Origin of the sequence: Pseudomonas sp. Z4-20 (assembly GCF_051131955.1) — a bacterium.
GTDB lineage: Bacteria > Pseudomonadota > Gammaproteobacteria > Pseudomonadales > Pseudomonadaceae > Aquipseudomonas > Aquipseudomonas marvdashtae.
Genome location: NZ_CP071641.1, coordinates 4725077 through 4741088, shown reverse-complemented (window position 1 = coordinate 4741088; position 16012 = coordinate 4725077). Strand labels below are relative to the sequence as shown.

At 60.2% G+C, this 16012-nt stretch carries 17 protein-coding genes and 1 tRNA gene; 6 read left to right on the top strand and 12 right to left on the bottom strand.

Translation table 11 applies throughout. The features are described 5' to 3' along the window. Nucleotides 1-6: 6 nt before the first annotated feature. The 7 genes from pth to J3P82_RS21735 all read right to left on the bottom strand — a co-directional run bounded on the left by pth (nucleotide 7) and on the right by J3P82_RS21735 (nucleotide 5805). Entirely contained in the window at nucleotides 7-591 is a 585-nt protein-coding gene (gene pth, locus J3P82_RS21765; protein ID WP_003185374.1) for an aminoacyl-tRNA hydrolase, read from the bottom strand. Between the two features lie 167 nt (nucleotides 592-758). Then, on the bottom strand, nucleotides 759-1364 hold the full coding sequence (locus J3P82_RS21760; protein WP_434558628.1) for a 50S ribosomal protein L25/general stress protein Ctc: 606 nt from the start codon (nucleotides 1362-1364) through the stop codon (nucleotides 759-761). A gap of 140 nt (nucleotides 1365-1504) precedes the next feature. Next, a complete protein-coding gene (locus tag J3P82_RS21755; protein ID WP_003171603.1) occupies nucleotides 1505-2446 on the bottom strand; it encodes a ribose-phosphate pyrophosphokinase in 942 nt (313 codons plus the stop codon). 47 nt (nucleotides 2447-2493) lie between these two features. Beyond that, nucleotides 2494-2568, bottom strand: a tRNA-Gln gene (locus J3P82_RS21750). A 37-nt stretch (nucleotides 2569-2605) separates the two neighbouring features. Then, nucleotides 2606-3457, bottom strand: a complete 852-nt coding sequence (gene ispE / locus J3P82_RS21745; protein ID WP_434558627.1) for a 4-(cytidine 5'-diphospho)-2-C-methyl-D-erythritol kinase — start codon at nucleotides 3455-3457, stop codon at nucleotides 2606-2608. A 1-nt stretch (nucleotide 3458) separates the two neighbouring features. After that, complete coding sequence (gene lolB, locus J3P82_RS21740) at nucleotides 3459-4076, bottom strand: lipoprotein insertase outer membrane protein LolB (RefSeq protein WP_434558626.1); 618 nt, start codon at nucleotides 4074-4076, stop codon at nucleotides 3459-3461. Between the two features lie 4 nt (nucleotides 4077-4080). After that, a complete protein-coding gene (locus J3P82_RS21735; RefSeq protein WP_434558625.1) occupies nucleotides 4081-5805 on the bottom strand; it encodes a tetratricopeptide repeat protein in 1725 nt (574 codons plus the stop codon). Between the two features lie 181 nt (nucleotides 5806-5986). On the opposite strand from J3P82_RS21735, the gene hemA reads away from it, so the two are divergent. From hemA to J3P82_RS21705, 6 genes are all read left to right on the top strand, one after another. Beyond that, nucleotides 5987-7276 carry a glutamyl-tRNA reductase gene (hemA, locus tag J3P82_RS21730; protein WP_434558624.1) on the top strand — a complete coding sequence of 430 codons (1290 nt, stop codon included), beginning with the start codon at nucleotides 5987-5989 and terminating at the stop codon, nucleotides 7274-7276. Beyond that, entirely contained in the window at nucleotides 7273-8355 is a 1083-nt protein-coding gene (prfA, locus tag J3P82_RS21725) for a peptide chain release factor 1 (protein ID WP_186612423.1), read from the top strand. The genes hemA and prfA overlap by 4 nt, the downstream gene beginning before the upstream one ends. A 14-nt stretch (nucleotides 8356-8369) precedes the next feature. After that, entirely contained in the window at nucleotides 8370-9200 is an 831-nt protein-coding gene (gene prmC, locus J3P82_RS21720) for a peptide chain release factor N(5)-glutamine methyltransferase (protein ID WP_434558623.1), read from the top strand. Next, nucleotides 9194-9949, top strand: coding sequence for a molybdopterin-synthase adenylyltransferase MoeB (locus J3P82_RS21715; protein ID WP_434558622.1), 756 nt, complete (start codon nucleotides 9194-9196; stop codon nucleotides 9947-9949). Before prmC ends, J3P82_RS21715 begins: the two co-directional genes overlap by 7 nt. Then, a complete protein-coding gene (gene murI, locus J3P82_RS21710; protein ID WP_434558621.1) occupies nucleotides 9942-10733 on the top strand; it encodes a glutamate racemase in 792 nt (263 codons plus the stop codon). The genes J3P82_RS21715 and murI overlap by 8 nt, the downstream gene beginning before the upstream one ends. Before the next feature lie 115 nt (nucleotides 10734-10848). Next, a complete protein-coding gene (locus tag J3P82_RS21705) occupies nucleotides 10849-11367 on the top strand; it encodes an acyloxyacyl hydrolase (RefSeq protein ID WP_434558620.1) in 519 nt (172 codons plus the stop codon). Between the two features lie 46 nt (nucleotides 11368-11413). Here the strand turns inward: J3P82_RS21705 and J3P82_RS21700 are convergent, their stop codons facing one another. From J3P82_RS21700 to J3P82_RS21680, 5 genes are all read right to left on the bottom strand, one after another. Continuing rightward, nucleotides 11414-11719: a YkgJ family cysteine cluster protein gene (locus J3P82_RS21700; RefSeq protein ID WP_186634544.1), complete on the bottom strand. Its 306-nt coding sequence runs from the start codon at nucleotides 11717-11719 to the stop codon at nucleotides 11414-11416. A 28-nt stretch (nucleotides 11720-11747) separates the two neighbouring features. Then, complete coding sequence (locus tag J3P82_RS21695) at nucleotides 11748-12503, bottom strand: SDR family NAD(P)-dependent oxidoreductase (protein WP_434558619.1); 756 nt, start codon at nucleotides 12501-12503, stop codon at nucleotides 11748-11750. 148 nt (nucleotides 12504-12651) lie between these two features. Then, a complete protein-coding gene (gene phrB, locus J3P82_RS21690; RefSeq protein WP_434558618.1) occupies nucleotides 12652-14082 on the bottom strand; it encodes a deoxyribodipyrimidine photo-lyase in 1431 nt (476 codons plus the stop codon). Nucleotides 14083-14090: 8 nt separating this feature from the next. Further along, nucleotides 14091-15029 carry a MerR family transcriptional regulator gene (locus J3P82_RS21685; protein WP_434558617.1) on the bottom strand — a complete coding sequence of 313 codons (939 nt, stop codon included), beginning with the start codon at nucleotides 15027-15029 and terminating at the stop codon, nucleotides 14091-14093. Then, nucleotides 15029-15991: a YbgA family protein gene (locus J3P82_RS21680; protein WP_434558616.1), complete on the bottom strand. Its 963-nt coding sequence runs from the start codon at nucleotides 15989-15991 to the stop codon at nucleotides 15029-15031. The genes J3P82_RS21685 and J3P82_RS21680 overlap by 1 nt, the downstream gene beginning before the upstream one ends. Nucleotides 15992-16012: the final 21 nt, after the last annotated feature.

Below are 16012 nucleotides of genomic sequence, written 5' to 3'. Positions count from 1 at the left end.
TAAGAGTCAGGCCTTCTGGCTGTGCAGGTTTTTCATCGCGCGGTTCCATTCACCGGCGAGGATATCCGGCAGCACGCCGAGGGCAAAGTCGATGCTGGCATCGAGTTTTTCCTGTTCGGCGCGAGGCGCACGACCCAGGACAAAATTTGAAACCATACTGGCAACACCCGGGTGGCCGATGCCGAGCCGCAGGCGGTGAAAGGTATTCTGATTACCCAGCTGCGCGATGATGTCGCGCAACCCGTTGTGACCGCCATGGCCGCCGCCCTGCTTGAGCTTGGCAACGCCCGGAGGCAGATCGAGTTCGTCGTGGGCCACCAGGATTTCTTCAGGCTTGATGCGAAAGAAACCGGCCAATGCCGCCACGGCCTGGCCGCTGCGGTTCATGTAGGTGGTGGGGATCAATAGACGAACATCCTGACCCTGATGCGAAAAGCGCCCGGTCAGGCCGAAATATTTGCGATCGGCGGCCAGGCTGACGCCTTGTGCGTGCGCGATGCGCTCAACAAAAAGGGCCCCTGCGTTATGCCGGGTCTGTTCGTATTCAGCGCCTGGATTTCCCAAGCCAACGATCAGTTTGATGGCAGTCACGATAGGGGCCCTTCCTGGAGTGTGGATAACAACGTCGCGCTCAAACGGTGTTGCGACAGTGGACGAAAAGTGCGGATCTTACCGTTAAGTAAACTTCGCGTTCTCGCCCGCTGTCTCGCTACGTTCCAGTCCGCGATGTTTCCGGTCACTCCGGCGACAGAGTGAAATTACTCTGCAGCGCCTTCTTCTTCAGTAGCTTCTGGAGCAACACGTGGAGCGTGGACGTTGGCAACAGCCTTGTCATCGCCGTGCGCCAGGGCAACAAACTCAACGCCTTTAGGAGCCTTGAGGTCGGACAGGTGAATGATCGTGCCGATTTCGGCGTCAGCCAGGTCGACTTCGATGAATTCAGGCAGGTCTTTCGGCAGGCAGGAAACTTCCAGCTCGGAAGTTACGTGCGAGATTTCGCCGCCTTTCTTGATCGGGGCAGCTTCATTGAGGAAGTGCACTGGAACAATGGCAGTCAGCTTCTGACCGGCAACAACGCGGACGAAGTCGGCGTGCATCACGTGGCCTTTGGCCGGGTGACGCTGCAGGGCCTTGATCACGACGTTTTGCTTGGTGCCGCCAACGTTCAGCTCGATGATGTGGCTGTAGGCCGCTTCGTTTTCGAGCAGTTTGGCAACTTCTTTGGCCAGCATGCTGATGGACTCAGGGGCTTTGTCGCCACCGTAGACTACAGCTGGAACCAGGCTTGCGAGACGACGCAGGCGGCGGCTCGCACCTTTCCCCAGGTCGGAACGCACTTCAGCATTCAGAGTAAAATCGTTCATGTTGTATCTCCAAAATAGCCATTTCCGAATGACGTCTGCGACCGACGCCAAAGCGGTATGGGCAAAAAAGCCCCGCCCCAACATGAGTGTTGGGGCGGGGCGCTTTTCGTCAACGAGATATCCTGGAAAGGGCAGGGCCCTTAACGGAACATCGCACTGATCGATTCTTCGTTGCTGATGCGGCGAACCGCCTCGGCAACTACCGGTGCGATATCCAGTTGACGGATACGCGCACAGGCTTGTGCTGCAGCGGACAGCGGGATGGTGTTGGTCACCACCAGCTCGTCCAGCACGGAATTTTCAATATTTTCGATCGCTCGACCCGACAGCACAGGGTGTGTGCAGTAGGCAAAGACCTTTGCAGCGCCATGCTCTTTGAGGGCCTTGGCCGCGTGGCACAGGGTGCCGGCGGTATCGACCATGTCATCGACCAGAATACAGGTACGCCCTTCGACGTCGCCGATGATGTGCATCACTTCCGAGTGATTGGCCTTCTCGCGGCGTTTGTCGATGATACCCAGATCCACACCCAGGGATTTGGCAACGGCCCGTGCACGCACGACGCCGCCGATATCCGGGGACACGATCATCAGGTTTTCGAAGCGCTGATCTTCAATGTCATCCACCAGTACCGGGGAGCCGTAGATGTTATCCACGGGAATATCGAAGAAGCCCTGGATCTGGTCAGCATGCAGATCGACCGTGAGGACACGATCGATGCCGACTACGGTCAGCATATCAGCCACGACTTTCGCGCTGATAGCCACACGTGCGGAACGCGGACGGCGATCCTGGCGGGCATAACCAAAGTAAGGAATAACAGCAGTAATACGAGTAGCCGAGGAGCGGCGGAAGGCATCAGCCATCACGACGAGTTCCATCAGGTTATCGTTGGTCGGAGCGCAAGTCGGCTGAATAATGAAGACGTCTTTACCGCGAACGTTTTCATTGATCTCGGCAGTGATTTCGCCGTCGGAGAACTTACCGACAGAAATGTCACCGAGAGGGATATGCAGCTGACGTACTACACGCCGAGCCAGATCGGGGTTGGCGTTCCCCGTAAAGACCATCATCTTGGACACGCGCAGTACCTGAAGGCTGAGGGTATACCTGGATGAGTATAGGAAAATGGCAGGGGCGGCTGGATTCGAACCAACGCATGGCAGGATCAAAACCTGCTGCCTTACCGCTTGGCGACGCCCCTGTATCTGTTGCTGCGAGTGCCCAGCACTCGATTCCTTTTAGAGCAGGCTTTGCAGCTTGCGATGCAACATCGAAACGTTGCTTCCTTTTGCTACAAACCCCGTAAGGGTCTCTGTCAGAAGGGCCGAGACTTTATCAGCTTCAGCTTTGCTTGGGAAGCCCCCAAACACACAACTTCCAGTTCCGGTGAGTTTTGCTTCGGTAAATTTACCTAACAAATTCAATGCGTTACGAACATCTGGATAACGCCTTGCTACCACCGGTAAGCAGTCATTTCGACTGTTTCCCTTGGGAACGGGGCGCACTTTAATGGGCGGAGAGTTACGTGTCAACAGCGGATCTGAAAAAATTTCTGCTGTACTTACAGATACTTGCGGCACCAGCACTAAGTACCAAGGTTCTTCGGGTTCTACCGGAGTGAGTTTTTCCCCGACGCCCTCGGCAAAAGCCGCGTGGCCATGGACGAAAACCGGCACGTCGGCCCCCAGCGTCAGGCCCAGGGCTGCCAGGCGATCCATGTCCCAGCCCAGCTGCCACAAGTGGTTGAGCCCCAGCAGCGTGGTGGCCGCGTTCGAGCTGCCGCCACCGATGCCGCCGCCCATGGGCAGGATTTTTTCAATCCAGATGTCGACACCCAGCGAGGAGCCGGACTGCTCCTGGAGTTTTCTCGCAGCCTTGACGATCAGGTTGCGGTCATGGGGCACACCGTCGAGTTCGGTGTGCAAGTGGATCACGCCGTCATCGCGCACGGCATAGGTGATCTCGTCGCCGTAGTCCAAGAACTGAAAAATCGTCTGCAACTCGTGATAGCCGTCCGGGCGGCGGCCGAGAATGTGCAGCATGAGGTTGAGCTTTGCCGGGGACGGCAGCGTCAGGCGTGTTGCACTCATGTCACTGCCCCAGCTTGCGCGGCTGCCATTGCTTGATGACCAGCGTGACGTCGAGGTTGCTGCCGTGCAGCTTGATGCGCTCGGGCAACCAATAGCCGTTCTGCTGGGCATAGCTGAGGTACTCGATCTGCCAGTCATCCTGTTCCAGGTTGGACAGCCGGCTGTCGGCGTCGAGGGTCAGGCGACTTTTGCTGTCCGGTGCGGGAAGCCCGCGAACCCACCAGGTCAGGTGCGAAACCGGCAGTTTCCAGCCCAGCTGTTCCTCCAGCAGCGCTTCCGGGCTGGGCGCCTCGTAGCGGCCCTGGTTGGCGACTTCCAGCGAAACCTGGCCGGGCCGGCCGGTCAAGCGTGCCGCGCCACGACCCAGCGGGCCGGAGAGGCGAATGTCGTAGTAATCCTGGCGCTGCAGCCAGAACAAAGTGCCGCTGCCCGAGTCTTTTGGCGCGCGGATGCCGATCTTGCCGTCGATCTGCCAGCCGTCGAGGCCGCTCAGTTGTTCTTTGTGTACGCGCCACTGGGCCTGGTTGCCTTGGCCCTGGACGGATTCACGGGCGCCGAAGCCCGCGCAACCGGCGAGCAGGGCGATGAAGCTGAAAACAATGAAATGGCGCAAGAACATAATCTTAAAGAGTCTCTGATCCGGTCAGGCGTTTGATGGTGCTGCGCAAGATCTGGCTGTCGGGCTGTTCCTTGAGGAATCTGCTCCAGATCTGCCGGGCTTCGCGTTGTTTGCCGTTGGCCCACAGGACTTCACCCAGGTGAGCGGCGACTTCCTGGTCGGGGAAGCGCTCCAGGGCCTGGCGCAACAGACGCTCGGCTTCGTCGAGATTGCCCAGGCGGTAATTCACCCAGCCGAGGCTATCGAGCACAGCCGGGTCTTCCGGATTGATCTGGTGGGCCTGTTCGATCAATACCTTGGCTTCGGCGTAGCGGGTGGTGCGATCCGACAACGTGTAGCCGAGCGCGTTGAGGGCCATGGCGTTGTCGGGGTCCCGCTGGATGATCAGGCGCAAATCCTTTTCCATCTGGCCCAGGTCATTGCGTTTTTCCGCCAGCATGGCACGGGTGTACAGCAGGTTCAGATCGTCCGGGTATTGCTTCAACGCCTGCTGCAGCACGCTCCAGGCTTTGTCGCCCTGGTTGTTGGCCGCCAGGGTCTCGGCCTCGATCAGGTAAAGCTGGATGCCATAGTCCGGCTGCGTGTCGCGCTGGACGGCCAGGCGACTCTGGGCTTCGGCCGTCTTGCCATTGCTTATCAGGATGTCGGCCTGGCGCAATTGCGCTGGCAAATAATCGTTGCCTGGGCCGACCAGCGCATACTCGATCAGTGCGCTCTCGGGATCGTTGCGTTCTTCGGCGATGCGACCCAGGTTCAAATGGGCCGAATCGACATGGCTTTCCCGGGCGATCAAGTCTTCCAGATAGCCCTTGGCTTCTTCCCAGGCCTTGGCTTCCAGGCAGACCAGCGCCAGGGAATAGCGCAGGTCGTCATCTTCGGGGTACTGCTGCACCAGGCTGGAAAACTCGACCTTGGCATCGTCCATGCGGTTGTTTTCCACCAGCATGCGCGCGTAGGTGAGGCGCAGGCGCTTGTCGTCCGGGTATTTCTTGATGCTTTTTTCAAGCAGCGGCAAGGCTTCGTCGCCACGGTTCAGGCCTTGCAGAAGGCGCGCGCGCAACAGGATGGGGGCCACTTCGCCCGCTTCCGGCGGATTGTTTTCCAGCAGGGTGAGGGCGCCTTGGGTGTCGCCGTCCTGTTGCAGCAGCAGCGCTTTGCCGAAAATCAGCTGGCCGTTGTTCGGATGGCGCTGCAGTAAGCGATCGAAACTCTTCATGAGGCCGTTGCGGGTCTCCTGGTCGGTATCGGCTGCAGACAACGCAAGGAAGTCGAAATGGGTGTCACCCTTGCCCAGCAAGACTTTTTCCATATACATCATAGAGTCGTCATAACGCCCGGCACGCGCCAGTTGCACGGCGGCGGCGCGTTGCGCTTCGAGATCATCCGGGGCGTTCTTGGCCCAGATCAACGCGGTATCCAGCGCCGGCTGGTCGGCGCCCAGGTATTCGGCAATGCGAAAGGCCCGCTCGGAGATGCCTGGATCCTGGGTGTTGATCGCCTGGGTCACGTAGTTGTCCAGCGCAATATCGAATCGATTGCGTTGGCCTGCCAGCTCGGCGCTCAGCAGGCTGAAGACGGTTTCTTCGCTGAACGAGCCGTAGACCTTTGGCTTTTCGGGGGGCGGGGTGCTGCCTTCGACCGGTGGCGTACCCTCCGTCGATACGGGGGCCATGGACTGGCAGCCGCTGAGGAAGGCAAAAGCGAGGAGCAACGCGAAAAATCTATTCATATAGGAAGAGGACGACTTACCTGCGGTCGGATCATCATGACACAAGCCATCGGTCAAACATAACCGAGTCTCGGCGGATGCTTTATAGGCACAGGTAATTGTGACAATAGCCGGTGGTGGTTGTTCTGAATCTGGCGAAGTAGGACAATTGCCGGCTTCACGTCACCATCAGCGACCTTGAATGGCCTTCCTTGCACTTGGTATCAACCACAAGACTGCTTCAGTAGACGTCCGCGAGCGCGTGGCCTTTACGCCTGAGCAGCTGGTGGAGGCCCTGCAGCAACTCTGCCGACTCACCGACAGTCGCGAAGCTGCGATCCTTTCCACCTGCAATCGCAGCGAGCTTTATATAGAGCAGGATCACGTTTCGGCCGATTCAGCGTTGCGCTGGCTGGCCGAATACCATGATTTGAGCCTCGAAGAGCTGCGTGCCAGTGCTTATGTGCACGAAGATGATGCGGCCGTTCGTCACATGATGCGCGTCGCCTCCGGGCTCGATTCGCTGGTGCTGGGCGAGCCGCAGATTCTCGGCCAGATGAAGTCGGCCTACGCCGTGGCCCGCGAGGCCGGCACCGTCGGTCCGCTGCTGGGGCGCCTGTTCCAGGCCACCTTCAACGCCGCCAAGCAAGTACGCACCGACACTGCTATCGGCGAAAACCCGGTGTCCGTGGCGTTTGCCGCCGTCAGCCTGGCGAAGCAGATTTTCAGTGACTTGCAACGCAGCCAGGCGCTGCTGATTGGTGCCGGCGAGACCATCACCCTGGTCGCCCGCCATCTCCATGAGCTGGGCGTGAAGCGTATCGTGGTCGCCAACCGTACCTTGGAGCGCGCCAGTACCTTGGCCGAGCAGTTCGGTGCACACGCCGTGCTGCTGTCGGATATTCCGGCTGAGCTGGTGCACAGCGACATTGTCATCAGCTCCACCGCCAGCCAATTGCCGATCCTGGGCAAGGGCGCGGTGGAAAGCGCCTTGAAGCTGCGCAAACACAAGCCGATCTTCATGGTCGACATTGCGGTTCCCCGTGACATCGAGCCCGAAGTAGGCGAACTGGACGACGTTTATCTCTACAGCGTCGACGATTTGCATGAAGTCGTCGCCGAAAACCTGAAGAGCCGGCAAGGCGCGGCGCAGGCGGCGGAGGAAATGATCACCGTCGGCGCCGACGATTTCATGGTGCGCCTGCGCGAACTGGCGGCGGTGGACGTGCTCAAGGCGTATCGTCAGCAAGGCGAACGCCTGCGCGACGAAGAATTGCAAAAAGCCCAGCGCCTGCTTGCCAATGGCGGCAGCGCCGAAGAGGTGCTGGTGCAGCTGGCGCGCGGCCTGACCAACAAATTGCTCCACGCGCCCAGTGTCCAGCTCAAGAAGCTGACCGCCGAAGGCCGCCTCGATGCGTTGGCCATGGCCCAGGAACTTTTCGCTCTCGGTGAAGCTTCACCGGATAGCTTTTCGGATAAAAAACCGCAATGAAAGCGTCACTGCTCAATAAGCTGGACATTCTCCAGGACCGTTTCGAGGAACTGACCGCCTTGCTGGGCGATGGCGAAGTCATTTCCGACCAGAACAAATTCCGCACCTATTCCAAGGAGTACGCGGAGGTCGAGCCGATTGTCGCGACCTATAAACAGTTGTTGAAGGTGCAAGGCGACCTTGAGGGCGCCCAGGCGCTGCTCAAGGACAGCGACCCGGACATGCGTGAAATGGCGGTCGAGGAAGTGCGCGAAGCCAAGGACCGGTTGGTCGAGCTGGAAAGCGACCTGCAACGCATGCTGCTGCCCAAGGATCCGAACGACGGGCGTAACGTGTTTCTCGAGATCCGCGCCGGTACCGGCGGCGACGAGGCGGCGATTTTTTCCGGCGACCTGTTTCGCATGTATTCGCGCTACGCCGAACGCCGTGGCTGGCGGGTGGAGATCCTGTCGGAGAACGAAGGCGAACATGGCGGCTATAAAGAAGTTATCGCCCGGGTCGAAGGCGACAACGTCTACGGCAAGCTGAAGTTCGAGTCCGGCGCCCACCGCGTGCAACGTGTGCCGGCCACCGAATCCCAGGGCCGCATCCATACGTCGGCCTGCACCGTGGCGGTATTGCCCGAGCCGGACGAACAGGAGGCCATCGAGATCAACCCGGCGGACCTGCGGGTCGATACTTACCGTTCTTCCGGGGCGGGCGGCCAGCACGTCAACAAGACCGATTCGGCGATCCGCATCACCCACTTACCCTCGGGCATCGTGGTCGAGTGCCAGGAAGAACGTTCCCAGCACAAGAACCGCGCACGAGCCATGGCCTGGTTGTCGGCCAAGCTCAACGATCAGCAGACCAGCGCCGCCGCCAACGCCATCGCCAGCGAGCGCAAGCTGCTGGTGGGCTCGGGCGACCGCTCCGAGCGGATCCGCACTTACAACTTTGCCCAGGGCCGGGTCACTGACCACCGCGTCAACCTGACCCTGTACTCCCTCGACGAAATTCTTGCCGGTGGTGTCGACGCCGTCATCGAGCCTCTGCTCGCTGAATACCAGGCCGACCAACTGGCCGCGATTGGCGAGTAAGCACAGGTGAATAAATGACCATCATCGCCAGTTTGCTACGCGCCGCCGAATTACCGGACTCGCCCACGTCACGCCTGGACGCCGAGTTGCTGCTGGCCGCTGCGCTGGGCAAGTCCCGCAGCTTCCTGCACACCTGGCCCGAGCGAATCGTGCCGAGCGAGGCGGCGCTGCTGTTTTCCGAATACTTGCGGCGCCGTCGTTCCGGCGAGCCGGTGGCCTACATCCTCGGGCAACAGGGCTTCTGGAAGCTCGACCTGGAAGTGGCGCCCCATACGCTGATCCCCCGTCCCGACACTGAACTGCTGGTGGAAACCGCGTTGGCCTTGTTGCCCGCGACACCAGCCCGGGTGCTGGACCTGGGCACCGGCAGCGGCGCGATTGCCCTGGCACTGGCCAGCGAGCGTCCGACCTGGCAGGTCACGGCGGTTGATCGCGTGCTGGAAGCCGTGGCCCTGGCCGAACGCAATCGCCAGCGCCTGGGCTTGCGCAATGTCACGGTACTGAGCAGTCACTGGTTCAGTGCACTGGACGGCGAACGTTTCGAACTGATCATCAGCAATCCGCCGTACATCGCCGCCAGCGATCCGCACCTGGCCGAAGGCGACGTGCGTTTCGAGCCGGCCAGTGCGCTGGTGGCGGGGCCGGACGGCCTTGACGACTTGCGCTCAATCATTGCCCAGGCCCCCCAGCATCTCGTAGCGGATGGCTGGTTGATGCTCGAGCACGGTTACGATCAAGCCGACGCGGTGCGTGGGCTGCTGCAGGACCAGGGATTTGTCGAAGTCCATAGCCGCAAGGACCTGGGCAATCACGAGCGCATCAGCCTGGGACGCCTGCCGTGCTGAATGATCAAGAGCTGCTGCGCTACAGTCGCCAGATCCTGTTGCAGCACATCGACATCGACGGGCAACTGCGCCTCAAGCAGGGCCGCGTACTGATCATCGGCCTGGGTGGCCTGGGCGCGCCGGTCGCGTTGTACCTGGCCGCCGCAGGCGTCGGCGAGTTGCACCTGGCGGATTTCGACACGGTCGACCTGACCAATCTCCAACGGCAGATCATCCATGACACCGATAGCGTCGGCCTGACCAAGGTCGATTCGGCGCTGCGACGCCTGACGGCCATCAATCCTGAGGTTCGACTGGTTCCGCATCCGGCGGCAATGGATGAAGATTCCCTGGAAAGTGCAGTGTCGGCAGTGGATGTGGTGCTGGACTGTTCTGACAATTTTTCCACCCGCGAAGCGGTGAACGCAGCCTGTGTCGCCGCAGGCAAGCCACTGGTCAGCGGCGCGGCGATTCGTCTGGAGGGGCAGCTGTCGGTATTCGACCCGCGTCGTCCCGAAAGTCCTTGTTATCACTGCCTCTATGGGCACGGCAGCGAAGCCGAACTGACCTGCAGCGAAGCCGGTGTGCTTGGCCCGCTGGTGGGGCTGGTGGGCAGTCTGCAGGCGCTCGAAGCCTTGAAACTGTTGGCGGGGTTCGGCGAGCCGCTGGTGGGGCGCTTGCTGCTGATCGATGCGCTGGGCACGCGCTTCCGGGAATTGCGAGTCAAGCGCGATCCGGGTTGCAGTGTCTGCGGTAGCCGACATGAGTGAAGCGCCGGTCGGTGTGTTCGATTCGGGCGTCGGCGGGCTGTCGGTGCTGGGAGAAATCCGTCGGCTGCTGCCCAATGAGTCCCTGCTGTACGTTGCCGACTGCGGGCATATTCCCTACGGGGAAAAAAGCCCGGAATTTATCCGACAGCGATGCACGATCATTGCCGATTTTCTTCGGCGTGAGGGGGCCAAGGCGCTTGTAGTGGCGTGCAACACCGCAACCGTCGCCGGGGTGGCTGAGCTGCGGCGCGATTATCCCAACTGGCCCATCGTCGGCATGGAGCCGGCGGTCAAGCCGGCTGCCGCCGCCACGCGAAGCGGCATCGTCGGTGTGCTGGCGACGACAGGCACCTTGCAGAGCGCCAAATTCGCCGCGCTACTGGACCGGTTCGCCTCGGACGTGCGCGTGATCACGCAGCCCTGCCCGGGGCTGGTGGAACTGATCGAGGCGGGCGACTTGCACAGTCCGGCCTTGCACCAACTGCTGCTAGGCTACGTCACGCCGCTGTTGGCGGCCGGCTGCGACACATTGATCCTGGGCTGTACGCACTATCCCTTCCTCAAGCCGCTGCTCAGACAGATGGTTCCCGAGTCTGTCATTCTGATCGATACCGGCGCCGCAGTGGCTCGTCAACTTCAGCGGCTCTTGGCTGAACGAGCGCTATCGGCAGACGGGCCCGCCAGCGAAACCCAGTTCTGGACCAGCGCTGATCCGATACATTTAAGAAAAATCCTACCGATGCTATGGAATTCGTCTGACATTGTGCGAAGCTTCGGTCTGTAAAGAAATCGTGAAAATTGTGTAAATCGTGCTGAACTTCTGGTTTATCGCGGATTTCTATAGCTGTGTCTGTTTGTAAGAAAAAACTAACTAAGTCTGTCGGAAAAGGATGTTTCTAATGAAGCGCTTATTCTGCTTTGCCGCGATTGCGGCTGCATTGCTGGGGCACACTTACACCGCACAGGCAGCGGGCGTGGAGTTTGGAGTTGGCCAGACCGGCGACTCGACCATGACCTATCGCCTGGGCATGCAGTTCGACTGGGACAAAAGCTGGCTGCAGAGCGATGTCGGTCGCCTGACGGGGTATTGGAGCGGGGCCTACACTTACTGGGAGGGTGATGAGACCTCCAGCAATCACAGTTTGTCGTTCTCGCCTGTCCTTGTGTATGAGTTCGCTGGCCAGAACGTCAAACCCTACATCGAGGCGGGTGTGGGTGTTGCGTTGTTTGAAAACACCGAGGTGGAATCCAACAAACTCGGCACGGCGTTCCAGTTCGAGGACCGAATCGGTTTTGGCCTGCGCTTCAACGGTGGACATGAAGTTGGCATCCGCGCCACTCACTACTCCAACGCCGGCATCAAGTCGACCAATGACGGTGTGGAAAGCTACGCGCTGCACTACACGATGCCGCTGTAACACTCGAAATAGTGGGAGCGAGCAGTCTCGCTCCCACAATGGACACCTAGCGATACGCCGTCGCAATCCCCAAGCGCTCTTCGATGCATTCCGGCGCACCCATTTCGAACTCCCGGCAGATCAGCGGGCGCTTTTCGTAGATCGTGCACATCATGCTGTCGCGATCCAGAGCCGCGCACCAGCCATCGTCAAGCCTCAGCATGACTTCCCCACCCCAATCGTCGGTATCGATAAAACGCTCCGGAACGCCAGTATCGGTGATCAGCAGCACTTCAAGCTGGCAGCAGCAGGCTGCGCATGTCGAACAGGTAACGACCGGCGCGGGAAGCTCAACAAGGGGAATGGTTTTCATGGTGCGCAGTGTAAGGCAACCGGACGGCTCAAGGTTGGCCCTTGATCGGGGACCCGTTTCTCGCCCTGCCTGAAGCGGTGCCTGTCTGGCCTGCCTCGGTCGATGAAGGCAGTGGCCAGAGATTCGTCATGGCGGCGGCTGGGAAGGCCAGTTCTTGAGGATGGTCGCCCAGTCGCGTCAATATGTGGTTCGCTGCTGTTTCGGCTGACCAATGAACCGGGGCGACGAAACAATCATCGAGATTTGGCGACGGGATGTCGAAGGCGGGGTGCACCAATGTCACATCGATACCGTCACCCGCCAGGTCGGCGCGAGCCGTCTCGAACAGATAGCGTATCCCGTTGCCACCGGCCTCGATGTGCGACGGAGGTAAATGAGTGAGCGGGCTGGTAATGCCCACCAGATGGGGCGTTGTTCCGGCGCGCAGCAACGGCAAGGCCGCGTCGATGCACAGGCTGGTCGCCAACACGTTGCTGCGCACGATGTGTTCGATAACCGTGTGGTCAACCAACTGTTCAGCAACATATTCAGCGGTACCGGCATTGATGATGACGGTGTCCAACGCGCCCCACTGCTGGGTAATCTGCTGGCAGACTTCCCGGACAGTCTGGCTGTCGGTCAGATTGCCGGGCACCGCCAGCACCTGTCCTGGATAACGCTGGGAAAGGGCTTGGTAGGATTGGAGCGCACTGATGGCCAACCTGGCGCCGGTTTCAAGCAGCGCCTCGGCCAGCGATTCGCCCAAGCCGTTTCCTGCACCGGTCAGCCAATACCTCCGCCCCATTTTCTTCCCCCATTCCAATTGCGACAGCGCTCTAGCACGCCGCCTGCATGGTAAAGACCCTGATACTAATAGGACTATATCGGGCCATCGTGGATTTGCACCCAATCTTCAGCAATTTCATGTTCGGTAAGCGCCCATTCGTTCGGTTTCATCCTTGCTGACGTGGCGCAAGTCGCTTGAAGGCCTCCAATGCTCGTGCCCGAGACTGAGGCAGTTTGACGATCGGCGCCGGGTAATCCGTTACCCCAAACAATTCTTGCTGGGCATTGGGATTGTGGACCCGCTGCGTATCCAGATCGTTCAATTGCGGTAACCAGCGTCTGATGAATAATCCTTCTCGATCGAATTTTTCCGATTGGCTCAACGGATTGAAGATGCGAAACCAAGGCGCCGAGTCCGTCCCGGTGGAGGCGCTCCACTGCCATCCGCCATTGTTGGCGGCCAGGTCGCCATCGATCAGGTGTTGCATGAAAAAACGCTCGCCCTCGCGCCAGTCGATCAGCAAGTTCTTGGTCAGGAACATGGCAACTACCATTCGCAGACGGTTATGCATCCAGCCGGTTTCGAGCAGCTGGCGCATGGCCGCATCAATGATCGGCAGGCCGGTGCGCGCCTGTTGCCAAGCCGCCAGTTCATCGGGGGCGTTGCGCCAGGCCAGCGCTTCGGTCTCCGGGCGGAAGGCGCGGTGTCGTGAGACGCGTGGATATCCCACCAATACGTGTTTATAGAATTCGCGCCAGAGCAATTCGTTGATCCATGTCACCGCCCCGGCGCTACCGCTTTCGAACTCGCCCTGATTGGCTCGCAGCGCGGCGTGCAGGCATTGGCGGGGGGAAATGACTCCAGCCACCAGATAAGCCGAAAGCTGGCTCGTGCCTGGCCTGGCCGGGAAATCCCGCTCACTTTGGTAATAGTCCAGATGCTGTTCGGCAAAAGTGTCAAGACGCCGGCGGGCTTCAGCTTCACCGGCAGGCCAGAGCGCGCGCAGTGCTTCGCTGGGCGGGGCGAACCCTTCGACCCGGGTCGGCACCGGGTCACTGGCAATCGGGACGGGCGCCTGCGTCGTGGGTGCAGGGACGAGACCAGGCACAGAGAAATGCAGGCGGCTGTAACAGACCTTGCGGAACTGGCTGAACACCTGGAAGTAGCTGCCAGACTTGGTCAGAACGCTGCCGGGCTTGAACAGCAGTTGGTCGAGATGGCTATGAAACTCAACGCCTTGATCATTCAGTGCCTGAGCCACTTCGGCATCGCGTCGGGTTTCGTTCAGGCCATACTCTTCGTTGACGTGCACGGCGCTGATGTTCAACTCCCGACACAGGGTGGCCAGTACCTGCGGCGCGTGGTTCCAATGCGACGCATGACGGATCAGCAGCGGTATGTTCAACAGGCCCAGGGCCGTGTTCAACGATGCGAGGTTGCGCAGCCAGAAGTCGATTTTGCACGGCGCGTCATCGTGGGCACGCCATTGCCCGGGGCTGGGCAAATACACCGCGACACATGAGCCGCGGGCCGCAGCAGCTGCCAGGGCGGTATTGTCGTGCAGGCGCAAATCGCTGCGCAGCCAGATCAGTTGCATTGGCTTGCTCATTGGAGAAGTGCTCTGCGGCTCAGTTCGCGGTGAGCTGCGAGCGGGTCTTCGGCCCAACTGACGTTCATCATCGAGACGCCTGTGGATAACTTTGCGTGATGGATCGATACCGCCGGGCCGGCAATGACGATTGGGCAGTCTATGGCGCTCAGCAGCTTGGGCAGTTGGGAAAGGTTCATGGCGTTGCTGGAATACAACAGCACGGCGCGAGCCTTCATACGCTCGGCGGCCAAGGCCAACTCGCCCGCAGGCAGAGGCCCATCGAATATTTCCACCGGACAATCGGCACTGCTGGCGAGCCAGGCGATGAGCCACAAGTGAGGCTCCTGCGATTGCGAGTGATTGACCAGCAGCAACGGCGCCCCATGCAGCTGGCGGTTGTTGTGGTAGATCCGGCTGCCGAATTTGCTGCGCAACCAGGTATAAAAGAATACCTGCTCCATTTGCGCGCCGAACTGGCCCTGCCAACGCATTTGCAATTCGACCAGCAAAGGCAACAGCAGCTGCTCGCATACGGTCCACGGCGGGTACAGGGCCATGGCCTGGTTGACCAGGTCATCGATCTGGCGCTCGGCCAGTTGGCTTACCGCCAACACAAGCGCATGGCGCTGGCGCTGCCAATCGTCTTCCAAGGGTTCGCCGGGCGGCTGTGGTGTGTCGAGCAACGGCTTGATCTTACTCACCGCCACGCCACGATTGATCCAGGTGAGGATGCTCTGGATGCGTTGCACGTGCTCGGGGCTGAACAACCGGTGGCCCTTGGGCGTGCGGTGCGGCACGACCAAGCCATAACGGCGCTCCCACGCCCGCAGCGTGACGGCGTTGACGCCGGTTTGCCGGGCGACTTCCCGTATGGGAAGCCAGCCCTGCGCCAGCGCCTTGGCAAAGTCGGCGCCGAGGTCTTCGCTGGCGCTGGAGTCGGGTTTGCTGTTCATCAAATGGCGTTTCGCAAGCTGAGGTTTTCCGGGTGGGGTTGAAGGTAGACCTGCTGCGCGAGATAGGCGTCGGGATGTCGGCGCAAGTGGTGCTTGAGTAAGGTCAGCGGTACCACCAATGGCACGATGCCGAGCCGATACTGACCAATGAGCTCTTGGACCTCCTGCTTGTCCTGCGCATTGATGACGCGCTTGAGGTAGCCGCTCAGGTGCTGGAGGACATTGGCATGGGTGCGACGGGTGGCGCATTTCTTCAGGGCCGCCATCAGCGCGCTGAAATAACGTGGGCCCAACTCGTTGGGGTCGGTCTTGCCCATGTTGCCCAACAGGTAGCCAAGGGCCTTGTACTGAACCGGGTTGTGCGCCATCAGCAAGTATTTGTAGCGCGAGTGGAATTGCGTCAGGTCGCGTCGGGTGAGGCCGCGTTGGCGAAGTGATTGCCAGGCGGCATAGGCGAATACCCGCGTCAGGAAGTTTTCCCTCAGGACCGGATCGTTGAGGCGGCCGTCTTCCTCCACCGGCAGGTCAGGATGGCGCTCGCAAAAGGCCTGGGCATAAATACCGCGACCGCCACCGTCCTGGGGAGCGCCGTTGTGACCATAAACCTTGACCCGTTCCAGCCCGCAAGAAGGGGATTTCTGCATGAAGATATAACCGCATACATCGTCCAGTTCGCCGGCCATTTGCTGCCCGTACTCGGCCAACGGCCGCGTCACGTCGAGGTCGCGATTCACTGTTCCCAAAGCGTTGGGGTGTTCAGGGTCGCCCACCAGCCGGATCGGCTCGCGAGGGATGCCCAGGCCAATGGCAACTTCAGGGCACACCGGGACGAAATCGAAGTATTCGATGAGCGTGCGGCTGCACAACAGCGATTGCTTGTGCCCGCCATTGAAGCGAACTTCTGCCCCCATCAGGCAGGCGCTGACGGCGATTCTGGGTTTGGCGATCGTTTCGCTGGGCATGGGCTACCTCTGATGAGTAAA

Excerpts from the sequence above, each read along its gene's own strand:
- J3P82_RS21760 (WP_434558628.1), bottom strand. The coding sequence starts at position 1,364 with ATGAACGATTTTACTCTGAATGCTGAAGTGCGTTCCGACCTGGGGAAA.
- ispE (WP_434558627.1), bottom strand. The coding sequence starts at position 3,457 with ATGAGTGCAACACGCCTGACGCTGCCGTCCCCGGCAAAGCTCAACCTC.
- lolB (WP_434558626.1), bottom strand. The coding sequence starts at position 4,076 with ATGTTCTTGCGCCATTTCATTGTTTTCAGCTTCATCGCCCTGCTCGCC.
- J3P82_RS21735 (WP_434558625.1), bottom strand. The coding sequence starts at position 5,805 with ATGAATAGATTTTTCGCGTTGCTCCTCGCTTTTGCCTTCCTCAGCGGC.
- hemA (WP_434558624.1), top strand. The coding sequence starts at position 5,987 with ATGGCCTTCCTTGCACTTGGTATCAACCACAAGACTGCTTCAGTAGAC.
- prfA (WP_186612423.1), top strand. The coding sequence starts at position 7,273 with ATGAAAGCGTCACTGCTCAATAAGCTGGACATTCTCCAGGACCGTTTC.
- prmC (WP_434558623.1), top strand. The coding sequence starts at position 8,370 with ATGACCATCATCGCCAGTTTGCTACGCGCCGCCGAATTACCGGACTCG.
- murI (WP_434558621.1), top strand. The coding sequence starts at position 9,942 with ATGAGTGAAGCGCCGGTCGGTGTGTTCGATTCGGGCGTCGGCGGGCTG.
- J3P82_RS21705 (WP_434558620.1), top strand. The coding sequence starts at position 10,849 with ATGAAGCGCTTATTCTGCTTTGCCGCGATTGCGGCTGCATTGCTGGGG.
- J3P82_RS21700 (WP_186634544.1), bottom strand. The coding sequence starts at position 11,719 with ATGAAAACCATTCCCCTTGTTGAGCTTCCCGCGCCGGTCGTTACCTGT.
- J3P82_RS21695 (WP_434558619.1), bottom strand. The coding sequence starts at position 12,503 with ATGGGGCGGAGGTATTGGCTGACCGGTGCAGGAAACGGCTTGGGCGAA.
- phrB (WP_434558618.1), bottom strand. The coding sequence starts at position 14,082 with ATGCAACTGATCTGGCTGCGCAGCGATTTGCGCCTGCACGACAATACC.
- J3P82_RS21685 (WP_434558617.1), bottom strand. The coding sequence starts at position 15,029 with ATGAACAGCAAACCCGACTCCAGCGCCAGCGAAGACCTCGGCGCCGAC.
- J3P82_RS21680 (WP_434558616.1), bottom strand. The coding sequence starts at position 15,991 with ATGCCCAGCGAAACGATCGCCAAACCCAGAATCGCCGTCAGCGCCTGC.